This is a genomic window from Bombilactobacillus bombi (genome assembly GCF_003522965.1).
Classification (GTDB): Bacteria; Bacillota; Bacilli; order Lactobacillales; family Lactobacillaceae; genus Bombilactobacillus; species Bombilactobacillus bombi.
Genome location: NZ_CP031513.1, coordinates 517,903 through 533,030 on the forward strand (window position 1 = coordinate 517,903; position 15,128 = coordinate 533,030).

Below are 15,128 nucleotides of genomic sequence, written 5' to 3' on the forward strand. Positions count from 1 at the left end.
AATTTTATTGATTGAAATTAATTTCAACATGCATATTTATAAATGTAAAATAAAATGGTACTATTTGTTTGAAAATGAAAGGGGTTTAAAAATGGAGTTAACTAGAGAACAATTAGCAAAATATTTAGATCATACTAATTTACAACCTAATGCTACACAAGAGGATATCCAAAAAACTTGTATGGAGGCTATAAAATATAATACCGCTTCTGTCTGTGTTAATGCACATTGGATTGCATATGTTAAAAAAGAATTAGAAAATACTACTGTGAATCCAATTGCTGTAGTGGGTTTTCCACTAGGTGCAACAAGTACAAATGCTAAAACTTTTGAGGCAAAAACAGCGCTATTAGATGGTGCTGAAGAAATAGATATGGTAATTAATATTGGCGAATTAATTGGCGGAAATGATGAATTTGTTCAAAATGATATTCATTCTGTTGTTCAGGAAGTACATTCAAAAAATAAATTACTAAAAGTTATTATCGAAACTTCTTTTTTGAATAATTCTCAAATTATTAAAGCATGTGAGCTCGCAGAAAAAGCAGGAGCAGACTATGTCAAAACTTCAACAGGTTTTAGTTCTGCTGGGGCTAAGGTTGAAGATGTTGCTTTAATGCGGAAAACTGTGGGTAATCGTCTTGGTGTTAAAGCTTCTGGTGGTATTCATAGTCGTAAAGAAGCATTAGCAATGATTGCCGCAGGTGCTAGTCGCTTAGGTGTTAGTGCAACTGTTAAAATTTTGTCTGAAAATTGATAAGGAGTTATTATTATGACTAAATTTAATAGAATATTTGGAATTGTTTTGGATTCTGTTGGAACAGGAGCCGCAGCAGATGCAGATAAATTCAATGATTTAGGTGCAGATACTTTAGGGCATGTTGGGGATGCCTATCAAGGAAATTTAAAATTACCTAATTTACAAAAGTTGGGTATTTCCAATTTGCGAACTCAAGAAATTGCTGGAGTACCAGCCGCTAATAATCCATTAGGATATTATGGGAAAATGCAAGAAATTTCTGCTGGTAAAGATAGTATGGATGGCCATTGGGAAATGATGGAATTACCAGTTAATAAACCTTTAGATTATTTTCCTAATGGTTTTCCTGATGAGTTATTAGACAAAATTGCTCAATTTTCCGGAAGAAAAATTATCGGCAATCGTCCTGAATCAGGTACTAAAATTATTCAAGAACTCGGTGAGCAGCAAATGAAAACAGGAGATTTAATTATTTATACCTCAGGTGATTCTGTTTTGCAAATTGCAGCTCATGAAGATGTAATTTCAGTACAAGAGTTATATAAAATCTGTGAATATACGCGTAGTTTAGTTAATGGTCCACAATATACAATTGGACGTGTTATTGCTCGGCCTTATATAGGTTCTGACAAAGATCATTTTACTCGAACAGCTAATCGGCACGACTTTTCTTTGGAGCCAATAGGAAAAACAGTACTTGATTATCTTGCAGACAGTAATATTCATACTGTTGGTATTGGAAAAATTAATGATATTTTTTCTGGAAATGGAATTATCGAAGGTTATCATAACGAAAGTAATATGGATGGTATGGATCATTTGGATCATGTTTTGCATGAAAGTTTTACAGGATTTTGTTTTATGAACTTGGTAGATTTTGATGCTATGTATGGCCATCGTCGTAATCCTATGGGCTTTGGTCAAGCGTTAATGGATTTTGATGAACGTTTAGGCAGTGTTTTAGATCAATTAAAAAATGATGATTTATTGATGATTACTGCAGATCATGGAAATGATCCAGGATTTCGCGGCACGGACCATACTCGTGAATATGTACCTTTACTTGTTTATTCACCAAGTATGAAACATCACGGATCTTTAGGAACTCGGCAGACATTTGCAGATATGGGAGCTATTATTTTAGATAATTTTAATGTTACAGGTAATTCTGTTGGGAAGAGCTTTTTAGCTGATTTGAATTAGCAAGAAAGGAGAAAAAGTTATGAAAATGATTAATATAATTGATGAAAAAAGAAATGGAACTGAATTAAATGATGACGAAATTCAGTTTTTTGTTGATGGTGTTGTAAACGATACCATCCCAGATTATCAAATTAGTGCATTACTAATGGCTATTTACTTTCAAGGTATGACCAAAAGCGAAAGATCAAGTTTGACTATGAAAATGATGCAATCTGGTGAGCATTTAGATTTAACTAGTATTCCAGGAATTAAAGTTGATAAACATTCTACTGGTGGTGTAGGTGATAAAGTGAGTTTGCCTTTGGCAGCCATGGTTGCAGCTACTGGAATACCGGTACCAATGATTTCAGGTAGAGGGTTAGGTCATACTGGAGGAACATTAGACAAACTAGAAGCCATTCCTGGTTATCAAGTCGAAATTAGTGAACAAGAATTTCTTAAACAAGTGTCTCAAGAAGGTTTAGCTATTATTGGTGCAACTAAAAACATCGCACCAGCTGATAAAAGAATTTATTCATTACGAGATGTAACAGATACTGTAGATTCGATTCCACTGATTGCTAGTTCTATTATGAGTAAAAAAATTGCTTCAGGAACTGACGCTTTAGTTATTGATGTCAAAACTGGTTCCGGGGCTTTTATGAAGACTTTAGATAAGTCCATAGAATTGGCACAAGCGTTGGTAGAAATAGGCAAAAGTATTGGTATGAAGTGTATTGCGGTAATTTCTGATATGAACCAACCTTTGGGTAACAAGATAGGTAATGCTTTAGAAATTGAAGAATCTATTGATTTGTTAAAAGGACAAGGCCCCGCTGATTTGATGAAGCCAAAGAGCTTTTGGAAGATACTATTACATCAGGGAAAGCTTTAGAACGATTTCGGGCGTTAATTAAAGCACAAAAAGGCGATACCAGAGTAATTGAAGACTATACAGTAATGCCACAAGCTAAATATCGGATTCCATTAATTGCTCAAAAATCTGGAGTTATTTCAGAAATAGAAGCAGATGAAGTTGGAATTGCTAGCATGATGCTAGGAGGCGGTCGCCAAAAAACTGATGATCAATTAGATTATGCAGTTGGGATTGAACTTCATAAAAAAATAGGTGATACAATCCATGAGGGAGAACCCATCTTAACTATTTATAGTGATCAGAAAAATGTTGATGAAGTAAAACAACTATTAACAAATAATATTAAAATTTTTGATCATGCAGAGAAGCTACAAATGATTTATCAGATTATTAAATAAATATAGGAGATCATTATGAGTACTCATATTAATGCTCAAGATGGAGATATAGCATCAACAGTTTTAATGCCTGGAGATCCGTTAAGAGCAAAATATATTGCAGAAAATTTTTTAGAGAATGCTGTATGTTATAATACAGTTAGAAATGCCTATGGCTATACTGGTTTATACCAAGGAAAACGAGTTTCAATACAAGCATCAGGAATGAGTATTCCTTCAATTTCTATTTATGCTACAGAATTAATTACAGAATTTCATGTTAAAAATTTAATTCGAGTTGGTACTTGTGGAGGAATGAGCCCGCAAATTCATGTACGTGATGTTGTTATCGCTCAAAGTGCTAGCACTGATTCTTCAATTATTAATAATACTTTTGGCAGTGGTATTTATTATGCACCAACAGCCGATTTTACAATGTTAATGAAAGCTTATCAGGCAGCTCAAAAATTAAATATCACAGTCAAAGTAGGTAATATTTTGTCTGAAGATCGTTTCTATAATGATGAAATGGATAGACAAAAGTTAATTGATTATGGTGTTTTAGGCACAGAAATGGAATCAGCAGCTTTATATTTATTAGCAGCAAAATATCAGGTTAAAGCTTTGGGAATATTGACTATCAGCAATCATTTGGTTACTGGTGAAGAAACAACTGCAAAAGAGCGCGAACGTTCTTTTAATGATATGATAAAGATTGCGTTAGATACAGCTCAAACAGCTTAAATAAAAAGGAGCCTCTCATGTATATTGCAATAAATATCTTAGGTTTATGTGTTTTTATCGGTGTAGCGTTTTTGTTTTCAAAGAAAAAACATGAAATTAATTGGCGATCAATTATTGTAATGATAGGATTAAATCTATTATTATCATGGTTTTTAACTGATTTTTCTATTGGTCGTGTAATTGTTAAGGGTGCAGCTGATGGATTTAATGCATTAGTACAAGTTGCTTATAAGGGTATTGAATTTGCTTTTCCTAGTATGGTTCACGTTAAGAATATGGATTTTGTTTTTAGCTCTTTAATGCCAATTTTAATGATTGTCCCAATGTTTGATATTTTAACCTATATTGGATTTTTACCATGGATTATTAAATGGATTGGTAAAGGTCTTGCTAAAATTACCGGGCAACCCAAGTTTGAATCATTTTTTGCAGTAGAAATGATGTTTTTGGGAAATACAGAAGCTTTAGCTGTATCTGGACTTCAATTAAAAACAATGAGTAAGGAAAGAGATTTAACTTTAGCTATGATGTCCATGTCTTGTGTAACAGCCTCTATTTTGGGAGCTTATACGCAAATGATGCCTGCGCAATTTATTTTAACGGCTATTCCTATTAATATTATTAACTCCATTATCGTTACTAATATTATAAATCCAGTGCATATCACTGAAGAAGAAGATGTCATTGCAAAGATGAGTGATGAAAAAAATGCTAAGGAGCCGTTCTTTTCATTTTTAGGAGATTCGATTTTAGGTGCAGGTAAATTAATTCTAATTATTACAGCCAATGTTATTGCTTTTGTAGCGTTAGCTGCCTTAATTGATAAAATCTTAGGAATTATACATCCATGGCTAAGTTTGGAACATCTCTTAGGTATTGTAATGTTTCCATTTGCATGGTTAATGGGATTGAATCCTCAAGATTCTTTCCAATTGGCCCAATATATGGGAACCAAGTTGGTTACAAATGAATTTGTAGTTATGGGACAAGTTACAAATACAGTTAAATCTTTAATACCTCATTACCAAGCTGTTTTAACAGTATTTTTAACATCATTCGCTAATTTCTCAACAGTAGGGATGATTATTGGAGCATTTAAAGGTTTAGTTGATCGTAAACGGAATGATTATGTATCTTCTAATGTTGGATTAATGTTAGTATCTGGGATTTTAGTTTCTCTACTTTCAGCTGGATTTGTAGGATTATTTGTCTGGTAAAATTTTATATAAGGCGTGGTTGTTTGTTACGTAGTTTGAAAAGTTATAAAGAGATTAGAACCCAGGTTTTAGCCGGAATAACTAGTTTTTTTGCGATTTCTTATATTATTATTGTCAATCCAATGATTTTAAAAGATGCTGGTATGCCTTTTGATCTGAGTGTTTTTGCTACGATTATTATCTCTATTATTGGCTGTTTAATTATGGCTATTTGGGGACAAGCACCTATTATCTTGACACCTGGTATGGGTGTGAATGCGTTCTTTACTTATACTTTAGTAGTATCTATGCATTTTTCTTGGCAAACGGCGATTGCGGTGTCTATAATTAGTAGTTTGTTTTATATAGTTATTGCTTTTTCAAAATTGAGTGACTTATTATCAAATGCAATTCCTCAAGTCATTAAAACTGGAATAACAGTGGGGATTGGAATGTTTTTGGTGGAGTTGGGTCTAGAAAAGGCAGGGTTAATAGTATCCGGTCATAATGGCTCGCTTTTAGCGTTGGGTTCTCTTCAAAATGCTGGTACTTTATTAGCATTATTTGGCTTGATTATCACTTTAGTCTTATTTCTAATGAAAATACCTGGGAATTTTATTATCGGTATTTTAGTCACGAGTATCGTTGGTTTTATTTTTCATATTAAAGGGCAAACAGCAACAGTACAGTTCTCAAAGATTAATTCTTTACCGCAGATTTTTGCGCAAGGCAATTTTGAAGCGATAGGCGATATAAAATTTTGGTTAGCAGTTTTTTCAATGACCATGATTTTAGTGTTTGAGTCGATGGGCTTATTAGAGGGAATTTTGCCAAATAAAAGTAAGTTTAAGCGTAGTTTTCAAAGTAGTGCTATAACAGCCTTTTTGTCAGGAATTATAGGCACTAGTCCCACAGTAGCTGCAGCAGAAAGTGCAGCTGGAATAGAAACTGGTGGACGGACAGGTTTAGTAGCATTAGTAGCTAGTGTTTTCTTTATGGCTTCTTTATTTTTAGTTGGATTTTTGAAATATGTACCTCAGGTAGCAATTGCGCCAGTGATAATTATTACGGGAGCCACGATGATGCAAAATTTAAAATTGATTAATTTTGAAGATTTTAGTGATTGGTTTCCAGCATTTTTAATTATTGTGCTCATTCCTTTAACTGGCAGTATTGCGACCGGATTATGTTTTGGTTTTATTAGTTATCCCATAACCAAAAGTGTAGTCCATCAAACTCAAGAAATATCAGTTACTATGTGGATTCTCAGTCTGATTTTCTTAATTAATTTAATATGTAGTACATTTTTAACATAAGTAGAAAGTTTTAGCTTATTGCTTTTTGAAAAAAGTCAAATTTTCTACATTTAGAATTCAATTATTTTAACATTAAAAATCACTGTCTTGTATGAGATAGTGATTTTTTATTAATTTAACCTAGCTCCAATCACCGCCACCGTTCCTCAATGCAGAAACCTTGTCTTGCTATGCTCGCCAAGTTTCAGACCCATTAAATGCCCCCCAGTAAAAAATCAAAATTGTAATTATAAATAAAATTTAGAACAAAAGATGAACAAAAGATTAGGATTGTAATTTCAGATAAAACGGTTATGTTATGATGATAATAATGTTATTGAAAACCACAATATTTTAAAAATAATTCATCGTACAAGTTACTATTTAGTATTGTCGACAATAACGTGTTAATCAGCAATAATATTGTGCTCATGCAATTAATATTATTTTTTATAGTCAATAATAGGTCAGTCTATGTAATAAAATTCTCTATACATTACAGCTTAAAGTTAATCAAAGTAATCTAGAAAAAAGTCTAAGTTAAATCTTAGACTTTTTTATTTTGATAGCATAAATTTCATTGAGCCTTATTAAATGATTACCAATTACTAAATTATCTTGATAATAACCAGCAATCTTGCCCTGAATAAACTGCGTCACGAAGAGATTTTTATCAATAATTGCGGGTTCAATAATGACCTCTAAATTTTTAGTTGCTGCTTCGTCATTTACTTTGGGCGTTTTAGATTAATATCTTTTTTATTAATTATAGAATTTACGATAATAGATTATAGTTTTTTTGTTTAAAGCTGTCTCTTTAATTAAAAAAATCTTAGTAATATTTTTTTAGGACTATTGAAATCTAATAAAAAATACTTTTTCATTTAGAAAATTCCTTATAAATACCACTTGAAAAATTAAATTTATTATTGACCTTTAATATTTTTTTAATGTATACTCTCTATATTCTTAATAAGGAGGCTATTACTATGAAAGCTATTGTAACTAAAACTGAAGAAAAAAAGATTTATGAAGATCAAACATTTCCATTATAAATTAGAGATAAAAAGATTAGTGCAAAGGTAAATACCTTCTTTGAGGATGGAGATAAGCATAAATTTTGGATATGAAAGAAGTTTGCAAAATAATAGAGTCGCTGAAATTCATGATGATAATTATTTCTGTTGTTCCTCCAGTTGCGGTAGTTACCATGAAAAATAAGTAATTAAAATTTTAAAGGCTACATGTTATCTCAACATGCGGCCTTAACTATAAGTATATAGTTCAATTAAAAATCAAATTATCTAAAATAATGCGGTATTTTTGTCATATTAATAATAGGTACTAATAATAAAGTGTTTTCAATAGGTCTAAATGCTGGATTAGCATTTACTGAAGCGTTAAATGGCGCTTTAGAGGAGTTTCAACAGAGCTATGAATCTATTTTGTTATATCAAAATAATCCTAGTAATAATGAAAAAGAACTCTATAAGAAAAATTTTTTAAATCAAACAGCTAAAGAGTTTATTCAAAAATTCTTATTTTTGGAAAAATTCTTTTAGATTATAAACTGCAAAAGAAACGTAATAATAATGATCTTAATTCTTTGAAAAAATTAATACGTAAGGTACCGATAAAATATTACGCTGTATCTATTCCTTCAATTAATAAAAAAACTGGAATAAAAATAGTAAAAGTTTTTTCTACAGATACCTTTCCACATATAAACACTCAAATAATTAATCCTAATAATAAGGGAAATCCAATTCTTTTTCCGTGAGGTGTGTACAATATGAAAATAATTTATAACTATGTCCAAACATTCAATAAAATTATTTGGTCTGAAAAAATTCCATTTATATATACGCTTTTTTTGCCAGCTGTATTTTATATTTTTTCAAATTTTCATTATCTTTCTTTTGGTAAAGTTTCGCTCTATAAACTATTATTATCTACAAGTAATTATTTTGCATATATGGTAGTTTCAGTTGCTATAAATGGTGTTTCATTACAGCTTATTAGTTTCAGAGAAAGTGGTTTTTTAAAAACCTTTACTATGATTTCTGGGGGAGAACGAAAATTTCCGGTTTATGGACTATTAATTAGTGAGTTTCTTTTTGGGTATATGTGCATATTCCTATTTGGTATGTTTATTTCTTTTTTTGATATTAAAAATATTATAAAAATTGTTTTAATATATACTTTAATTTATTTATTTACTGCTTTTCCTGTAATGTTTGTTAGTGTATTACTCGATATTTTTCCTTTGCGATTTAATACTAGTAGTGTACTTGCTAATTTAGGCCTTTTTTTAATGATTTGGCTATCTGCTGTTAGAAAAGATACGGGATCTTTTATAGGGGAACTTCTTTTTGGGATTAATCCAGCGGATTATGTTACCCAGGTTGCTTCTCTAATTATTAATTTTTTTCAATATCATAATTTTGTAAATATGTATCAGCTATTATCAGTGTTATCTTTATTTGTTATATATTGTATCGTTGGTTATATTGTAAGCTCAAAAATAAAAATAAATTCTTTATTAATGAGAAATTAAGGATGGTAGATAATATGGAAATTACTTTAAATAATGTTTCATTTAGCTACAATGAGCATTCTATTTTAAAAAACTGTGATGATGAGTTTACTTCTGGTAAAATTAATTATTTGATTGGATATAACGGTGCTGGTAAAAGTACTTTGTTTGATTTAATCAGTGGAATACAAAGGGTTTACGAAGGAGAAATTACAGGAAATACTAAAACTAATGAGATAATTTATCAAACTCAAAATCCTGTTTTTTTTGGATCTTTAACAGGAAAAGATTTAAAGAAATTTATTTTTGGAATTTCTGAAGGGCATAAAGAAATTGATGTTGAGAAATTGAGTACTAGATTTAAGAACTTATATTATGATTTAATGCCTAGAAGATTAGGAGATATGTCCGTTGGAGAAAAAAGATGGCTTTTAATATTTTTAGAAAGCTATCTAAATAAGAGTATATTTTTACTTGATGAACCGACTAGTGGAGTTGATCCTGTATCTACCAAGCAAATTAATGAGCAGTTGTTGGAATTAGCAAATGATCCTCAAAAGATTATTATTGTTACTACACATGACCTGAAACATATCGTAGGAGTTAATTGTTATATTCACTTGCTTAACAATAAAAAGATAAAGAGATTTAATTCTTACGAGTCTTTTGTTAAGATATCTTCTAAATTAGATCCAGAAGATGCATTTGCAATTTTGACTAAAAATGATTAAGGCTGTTCGGATAAATTATAGAATTTACGATAACAAATAAAAGGGCACTTACATTGCTTTTCGACAGCAATGCAGGGGCTTTTTTAATTATCGATATTTAACTGGTAGTGAAATTAAAAATATTACTGGGGTAGGATTAAGTGTTTTCCAAATTTGTGAAGATGGTGGTTACGAAGAAAAATACTTCATTCATTCTCAAAAATATCAAGATGCAGTTCAAGCTGTTAATATAGCTCTAAAATTAGATTTTCCAGCAAATAATACTATTCATTTTGTGGTAGATGTAGATATTCAAGATGGAGATATTGTAATAGTTTATGGAACACGCAACGTTTGTCTTCATGTTTTTAGACTGACAATCTGGGCTTTGGAATGCCACCAAAATGGTCATTTGACCAATTTATCGAATACATAATTGGCAATGTTGATATCGATCAAGTTGGTACTGTCTTAACTTACTATATTTACTGAGTTTGGATTTTAGAATAAAAAAATAAGCCTCATTTAAGAGGCTTATTTATTTGTTAGGTTACGATAATTATCGGTGATATGTTTAATTTCTGCTAGATGCGGGTTCAATAATGTTTGGTTCCACTTGCTTTTTTCAAAAATTAAATATTGATACTTATTATACATTTGCTTTTTAGTATGTGGTACACAAATGACAAAAATATAATAATGATCAGTATTGAGGAAACTTTCGTAACGTTTAAATGACGGGTGAAGAAGAGAAGCAGACTGTAGACTTTTAAAAATAGGATCCTTATTAATATTATAATTGTTATCTCCAGGTTTACTAGATAAATATAGTTCACCCTTATTTTGATTATAAAGACTTAATAGTTCAGGGTTTTTCTGCATGATATCAACAAAGAGTGCTTTTTTATCACTATCTGGAGATAAACTGACCCAGGCCGCATAATAGCCAGATTTAGTATGTCTTAAAAATCCCTTTCTAAAATCTCTTTTTAAGTTAAGGCTAACAATTAAAATTGCTATCACACAAATAATAGTATAAATTATCCAAAAAGTTCTTTGTTGATGCAAAAGCTTTGAAAAACCTGTAGAAAAAACAGTATAAAAATACAACAAGGCAAAAACTATTCCCCAAAATATTAAGAGCCGGCGATAAGTTTTAGGCTTGGCATATTTCCAAACGATATTTCTAATTTGTTTAAGTTCCTGTGTAGAGATATAAGAAAGTAACATTTAAATTATCCTTTAAGTAGTATATTTTATAATTATTAAATCTTATTAATTATAACAATATTCCTAGTAATTGAAATGATGATATAGGAGCTACTTTTTTATTTAAAAAGATCTGAATGGGAACCAGTTTCAATGAAACGTATAAATTCGCCGTCATATTTATAAATCAATAACCAATCTGGTTTAATATGTAAATCACGCTCTGGCTTTCTATTCACCAAAGGGTAATCGTTATAATGTGGCTCTAACGGTTTATCTTGTAACAATTTATAATAAACAGTTTCAAAATCCTCTTTTTTATAATGACCCCCTCGCAGTATCGCTTTATAGTGCTTTTTAAACTGGCGTTCAAAGGCAGGTTTATATACAAAATTAGTCATTTAACCAGTTCAAACCTTCCTCAGGATTATTAAATTCAAGATAATCTTGACTTTTCATAGCTGTTTTTAAACGTGAAGTAGGTTGAGACACCTCAAATGGGATTCCACCTGCTTCAATAGATTTTTTGGCAAATATACGAAATGCCTCACCAGGGGTTAAACCCACGCGTTTAAGGACGATTTCAAAGTCTTTTTTTTCTTTATCATCCATTCTAAAATGTACTTGGCTCTTCATAAGTATCACCTCTAATTTCATGGTACCAGTTGGTACCGAGAAAAAGCAAACATTTTACCTAAAATCAATATCATCTAATATTTCTTCTATACTAACTCTGAATACAATAAACCTTGGTTAAAAATATAACTTTTGTTATGTGTATACTATGTCTAATCTTAATATGTTTCATTTTAGAATGCTATTTATATTACTTGGCATGACTTAATCCACACGGCACTAGAACAACTTGGGAAAACAGCTTATCTCAAATAGCTTTATGAATTATTAGACGGTGCTGTGAAAGTCAAGAACAATAGTAATTGGCTGGCAACAATTAGTAGGGTACTGGAAACTACCCCTAATTAATTGAAGACAATATCCATTAAATAACTAGTTCCTGTAAGGAAAGGTGTAAAGTCAAAACAGGAAATTGAGATTGATTAGAAGATAAAACAAACAGCAGACCGGATTGCGATCGGATTTGCTGCGGCTGATCCACCTCCAACCAACTTGCAAATGAAGATTAATAAGAATATCTAATGCAGTAAGTAAATAATACATAACAAGATAAGAGGTATAGGAAAAGCATTAGCTTCAATAGTATAATTGCTGAAAATCTAAGTTAAATCTTAGACTTTTTTATTTTGATAGCATAAATTTCATTGAACTTTATTAAATGAGTACCAATTACTAAATTATCTTGATAATAACCAGCAATCTTGCCTTGAATAAACGGTGTCACTAAAAAATCTTTGTCAATAATTGCGGGTTCAATAATGACTTCTAAATTTTTAGTTACTGCTTCGTCAATTACTTCAACAATTTCCTTGGCAGCCATTTGTTCAGAATGTTGGCGTTGCCGTACTTCATGATCATGTTTGTGCAGCTGATTTAATTTGGAAGTGTGGTCACTTAAATAAAATCCCTGCCATTTTAACATGCCGCGATCTTGATATTCAGTTAAAAATTTTTGTACTAAACGTGAATCAAATTCAGAATTAGTCATAAGCATTCCCACCAGCATGTCCGCCGACTAAACCGTCACGGTTGATGGCAGTAGCACCAGGTAACAGGCTAGATAATTTAACAATAGATTTAAAACCATATTTTTGGCGAATTGCGTCAACAGTTTGGTCAATTTCTCGCTGCTTAAAAGTTTGGTTGTTCTGCTCAAAAAGGTTAAGCTGTAAATGATTGTCAGTAACTAATTGAGCGCAACTAACAGTTAAATTGCGAACACTTTCTCCTTGCCATTGATCATTAAATAGTTGAATTACAGTTTGGGCTAAAATTTTATTACTGTTGGTAGGGGTAATTTTGGTAGAATGGCCAAACCCTGAGCGTCCAGTTTGTTCTTTGGCCGCATAAGAAAAACCCACGTGCAAATGAATTTCAGAAGCTAATAGGTGGTGAGTGCGAATTCTGGCTCCAACTTGTTCAGCAATTTCGCGTAAGACAATCTCAATTTCTGAACGGGAATGATAATCACGCGGAAGTACTTGGGAGTTGCCGTAAGATTTTTCTGTGGGGTGATACTGCTGCCGAATTAATGCACGATCAATGCCCCAAGCAAAAGCAAATAATTGACTGCCTATTACGCCCATTTGTTCCTTTAACTGATAGGGATTGTAGTGGGCTAAATCATACATACTATTGATACCAAAACTATTTAATTTTTTGGCCGTTCTTTTTCCAATTGACCAGACGGCACTTAATTCAGTTATTGGCCATAATTTGTCAGCAATATCTTCGTAATGCCATTCTCCAATTAAGCTATGAGTATGCTTAGCTTCTAGATCCAGAGCCAACTTGGCCAATAAAGGATTATCCCCAATGCCCACAGTAACGTATAATCCTAATTCTTGTTTGATTTTTAGTTGAATTTTGCGGGCTACTTCGCGGGGACTATGACCAAAGAGTTTCCAACTATCGTTCATGTCAATGAGAGATTCGTCAATGGAGTAGGGGTGAATATCCTCTTCAGCGGCAAATTGTCGAAAAATTTCATTGATTGCTAAATTGTATTTGATATAAAGGTTCATGCGTGGCGGCACAATGATTAACCCTTTATCATGAGGCAAATCACGTCTGCGCGTCACATTACTAATACCAAATAACTTTTTGGCCATAGGACTGCTGGCCAGAACTAGACCACCATTGGTGTTTTGTGCTTCGGACATAACAACTAAAATAGATTTTAGAGGATTAAGACCAAGTTGAATCGATTCTACACTAGCATAAAAGGACTTATTATCAATCATAAAAGTGACTCGTCGCGGCTCATTGCTGTAATCGTACATAGGTAATCGCACCTTTAATTAAGTTTAAATTACACTTAATTATACGAACGTATGTTCGAAAAATCAAGGCCAATATTTTACTAATTGTCAGGTATACTGACTGTTTTGGTTAGATAAGGTGTATGTGGACCTGATGAATAATTAGAAAAGTTAACAGTTATGTTAGCAGTTTTATTGCCGTTGTCCGTTACACTACCAAAGTACCATGCTTCGTCATCCTGATTTTGAGTTGAAAAATTAAAAGTATGATTATTTGGAGCAGTTTCAGGAGAAGAATGCCAATAACTGATTTTATCTGTATTTTTAAATATAAAATAAGGTATATCGTTTTCTAGCAATTGTTTAGCCATTACTTCTGTAAGAATATAATTTGTATCTATTGCTTTTATCGTTTGACTACTATTTTGTTTATCTTTGTTCGTTTGATTGTTATTATTTGTTGAATTATTGGGATTCGTACCTTTAGAATTTTGATTATTTAAAATGGAACTTTGATTTTTGGAAACTTGGATAGACTCTCTTTTTTTATTTTCCTTTTTTTGAGATTTTGAGTATGGAGAATTGATAACTTTTTTTGAATTAGAAACGGAATTCTGATTAGTGTGCCTTAAGTTATTATTTGAAATAGGATTACTAATAATAAAAATAAATAACAAAAGTAGAATAATCAGAATAGAAATAAATAAATACTTTTTCTTACTTTTATAATATGTGTACTGCGAGCGTTTATGATTATCAGAAAAGTATCTTTTCAATTTAGTTAGTTCCTTCCTTCAATATACTTTTTCATTCTAGTAGATAGTTTAAAAATATAATTAGTTTTTTTAAATATATATAAATAATATTACATAAATAGTATTGACATGGAGCTAACTCCAGCCTTTATATTAAAATTTGTGGATATATATTAATTATATATTACATAAATTATAGGAGGCTCCTTAAATGACAGAAAATACTAGATTAGATATTGGAAAAAAGACACTTGCTAATGTTGACGGGCCAGCAGCTGATAACGTGATGAATTCTTTAAAGAATATTGCCCCTGATGTTGGTAAATATATATTCGAATTTGCTTTTGGAGATATTTACAATAGACCCAACTTAGATTTAAAACAAAGAGAAATGGTTACAATAACTAGTTTACTAACGCAGGGAGACACAGCGGCACAACTAAATGTGCATATAAATGCTTCATTAAATGTGGGCTGGAAGCAGGAAGAAATTATTGAAACGTTTATTCAATGTATTCCTTATGTTGGATTTCCAAAAGTTTTAAATGCTATCAATGTTGCAAAGGAAGTTTTTAAAGAGCGTGCATAAT

At 31.3% G+C, this 15,128-nt stretch carries 16 protein-coding genes and 1 pseudogene; 11 read left to right on the forward strand and 6 right to left on the reverse strand.

Annotated elements, in window-relative coordinates; translation table 11 throughout:
- Nucleotides 1-91 precede the first annotated feature (91 nt).
- From deoC to DS830_RS02780, 10 genes and pseudogenes are all read left to right on the forward strand, one after another.
- Nucleotides 92-757, forward strand: coding sequence for a deoxyribose-phosphate aldolase (gene deoC, locus DS830_RS02735; protein WP_118908147.1), 666 nt, complete (start codon nt 92-94; stop codon nt 755-757).
- Between the two features lie 15 nt (nt 758-772).
- On the forward strand, nt 773-1,963 hold the full coding sequence (locus DS830_RS02740; RefSeq protein WP_205526796.1) for a phosphopentomutase: 1,191 nt from the start codon (nt 773-775) through the stop codon (nt 1,961-1,963).
- Nucleotides 1,964-1,982: 19 nt separating this feature from the next.
- Nucleotides 1,983-3,217 (forward strand): annotated as a pseudogene (locus DS830_RS02745) (thymidine phosphorylase).
- 15 nt (nt 3,218-3,232) lie between these two features.
- On the forward strand, nt 3,233-3,940 hold the full coding sequence (deoD, locus tag DS830_RS02750) for a purine-nucleoside phosphorylase (protein WP_118908149.1): 708 nt from the start codon (nt 3,233-3,235) through the stop codon (nt 3,938-3,940).
- Between the two features lie 17 nt (nt 3,941-3,957).
- Nucleotides 3,958-5,157 (forward strand): NupC/NupG family nucleoside CNT transporter, encoded by a 1,200-nt coding sequence (locus tag DS830_RS02755; protein WP_118908150.1) that lies wholly within the window; start codon nt 3,958-3,960, stop codon nt 5,155-5,157.
- 23 nt (nt 5,158-5,180) lie between these two features.
- Complete coding sequence (locus DS830_RS02760; RefSeq protein ID WP_240366826.1) at nt 5,181-6,452, forward strand: NCS2 family permease; 1,272 nt, start codon at nt 5,181-5,183, stop codon at nt 6,450-6,452.
- Between the two features lie 1,334 nt (nt 6,453-7,786).
- On the forward strand, nt 7,787-7,993 hold the full coding sequence (locus DS830_RS02765; RefSeq protein WP_118908152.1) for a hypothetical protein: 207 nt from the start codon (nt 7,787-7,789) through the stop codon (nt 7,991-7,993).
- A 230-nt stretch (nt 7,994-8,223) separates the two neighbouring features.
- Nucleotides 8,224-8,988 carry a hypothetical protein gene (locus tag DS830_RS02770; protein WP_118908153.1) on the forward strand — a complete coding sequence of 255 codons (765 nt, stop codon included), beginning with the start codon at nt 8,224-8,226 and terminating at the stop codon, nt 8,986-8,988.
- A 14-nt stretch (nt 8,989-9,002) separates the two neighbouring features.
- Nucleotides 9,003-9,698, forward strand: coding sequence for an ATP-binding cassette domain-containing protein (locus DS830_RS02775; protein WP_162887482.1), 696 nt, complete (start codon nt 9,003-9,005; stop codon nt 9,696-9,698).
- Between the two features lie 52 nt (nt 9,699-9,750).
- Nucleotides 9,751-10,113 carry a glycoside hydrolase domain-containing protein gene (locus DS830_RS02780; RefSeq protein WP_240366842.1) on the forward strand — a complete coding sequence of 121 codons (363 nt, stop codon included), beginning with the start codon at nt 9,751-9,753 and terminating at the stop codon, nt 10,111-10,113.
- Between the two features lie 98 nt (nt 10,114-10,211).
- Here the strand turns inward: DS830_RS02780 and DS830_RS02785 are convergent, their stop codons facing one another.
- The 6 genes from DS830_RS02785 to DS830_RS02810 all read right to left on the reverse strand — a co-directional run bounded on the left by DS830_RS02785 (nt 10,212) and on the right by DS830_RS02810 (nt 14,460).
- Nucleotides 10,212-10,907, reverse strand: a complete 696-nt coding sequence (locus tag DS830_RS02785) for a hypothetical protein (RefSeq protein ID WP_118908155.1) — start codon at nt 10,905-10,907, stop codon at nt 10,212-10,214.
- Nucleotides 10,908-11,005: 98 nt separating this feature from the next.
- Nucleotides 11,006-11,287, reverse strand: coding sequence for a type II toxin-antitoxin system YafQ family toxin (locus DS830_RS02790; RefSeq protein ID WP_118908156.1), 282 nt, complete (start codon nt 11,285-11,287; stop codon nt 11,006-11,008).
- Complete coding sequence (locus DS830_RS02795) at nt 11,280-11,522, reverse strand: type II toxin-antitoxin system RelB/DinJ family antitoxin (protein ID WP_118908157.1); 243 nt, start codon at nt 11,520-11,522, stop codon at nt 11,280-11,282. Before DS830_RS02795 ends, DS830_RS02790 begins: the two co-directional genes overlap by 8 nt.
- A gap of 604 nt (nt 11,523-12,126) precedes the next feature.
- Nucleotides 12,127-12,510, reverse strand: a complete 384-nt coding sequence (locus DS830_RS02800; RefSeq protein WP_118908158.1) for a hypothetical protein — start codon at nt 12,508-12,510, stop codon at nt 12,127-12,129.
- Entirely contained in the window at nt 12,503-13,804 is a 1,302-nt protein-coding gene (locus DS830_RS02805) for a Y-family DNA polymerase (protein ID WP_118908159.1), read from the reverse strand. The genes DS830_RS02800 and DS830_RS02805 overlap by 8 nt, the downstream gene beginning before the upstream one ends.
- A gap of 80 nt (nt 13,805-13,884) precedes the next feature.
- Nucleotides 13,885-14,460 carry a hypothetical protein gene (locus tag DS830_RS02810; protein WP_205526797.1) on the reverse strand — a complete coding sequence of 192 codons (576 nt, stop codon included), beginning with the start codon at nt 14,458-14,460 and terminating at the stop codon, nt 13,885-13,887.
- Between the two features lie 289 nt (nt 14,461-14,749).
- Between DS830_RS02810 and DS830_RS02815 the strand changes: the two genes are divergently transcribed.
- Entirely contained in the window at nt 14,750-15,127 is a 378-nt protein-coding gene (locus tag DS830_RS02815; RefSeq protein ID WP_118908161.1) for a carboxymuconolactone decarboxylase family protein, read from the forward strand.
- The last annotated feature ends 1 nt before the right edge of the window (nt 15,128 follow it).

Bases quoted from the DNA above. Each gene is read 5' to 3' on its own strand.
- DS830_RS02805 (WP_118908159.1), bottom strand. From the start codon at position 13,804: ATGTACGATTACAGCAATGAGCCGCGACGAGTCACTTTTATGATTGAT.
- DS830_RS02815 (WP_118908161.1), top strand. From the start codon at position 14,750: ATGACAGAAAATACTAGATTAGATATTGGAAAAAAGACACTTGCTAAT.
- DS830_RS02785 (WP_118908155.1), bottom strand. From the start codon at position 10,907: ATGTTACTTTCTTATATCTCTACACAGGAACTTAAACAAATTAGAAAT.
- DS830_RS02800 (WP_118908158.1), bottom strand. From the start codon at position 12,510: ATGACTAATTCTGAATTTGATTCACGTTTAGTACAAAAATTTTTAACT.
- DS830_RS02740 (WP_205526796.1), top strand. From the start codon at position 773: ATGACTAAATTTAATAGAATATTTGGAATTGTTTTGGATTCTGTTGGA.
- deoD (WP_118908149.1), top strand. From the start codon at position 3,233: ATGAGTACTCATATTAATGCTCAAGATGGAGATATAGCATCAACAGTT.
- DS830_RS02755 (WP_118908150.1), top strand. From the start codon at position 3,958: ATGTATATTGCAATAAATATCTTAGGTTTATGTGTTTTTATCGGTGTA.
- DS830_RS02795 (WP_118908157.1), bottom strand. From the start codon at position 11,522: ATGAAGAGCCAAGTACATTTTAGAATGGATGATAAAGAAAAAAAAGAC.
- DS830_RS02775 (WP_162887482.1), top strand. From the start codon at position 9,003: ATGGAAATTACTTTAAATAATGTTTCATTTAGCTACAATGAGCATTCT.
- DS830_RS02790 (WP_118908156.1), bottom strand. From the start codon at position 11,287: ATGACTAATTTTGTATATAAACCTGCCTTTGAACGCCAGTTTAAAAAG.
- deoC (WP_118908147.1), top strand. From the start codon at position 92: ATGGAGTTAACTAGAGAACAATTAGCAAAATATTTAGATCATACTAAT.
- DS830_RS02770 (WP_118908153.1), top strand. From the start codon at position 8,224: ATGAAAATAATTTATAACTATGTCCAAACATTCAATAAAATTATTTGG.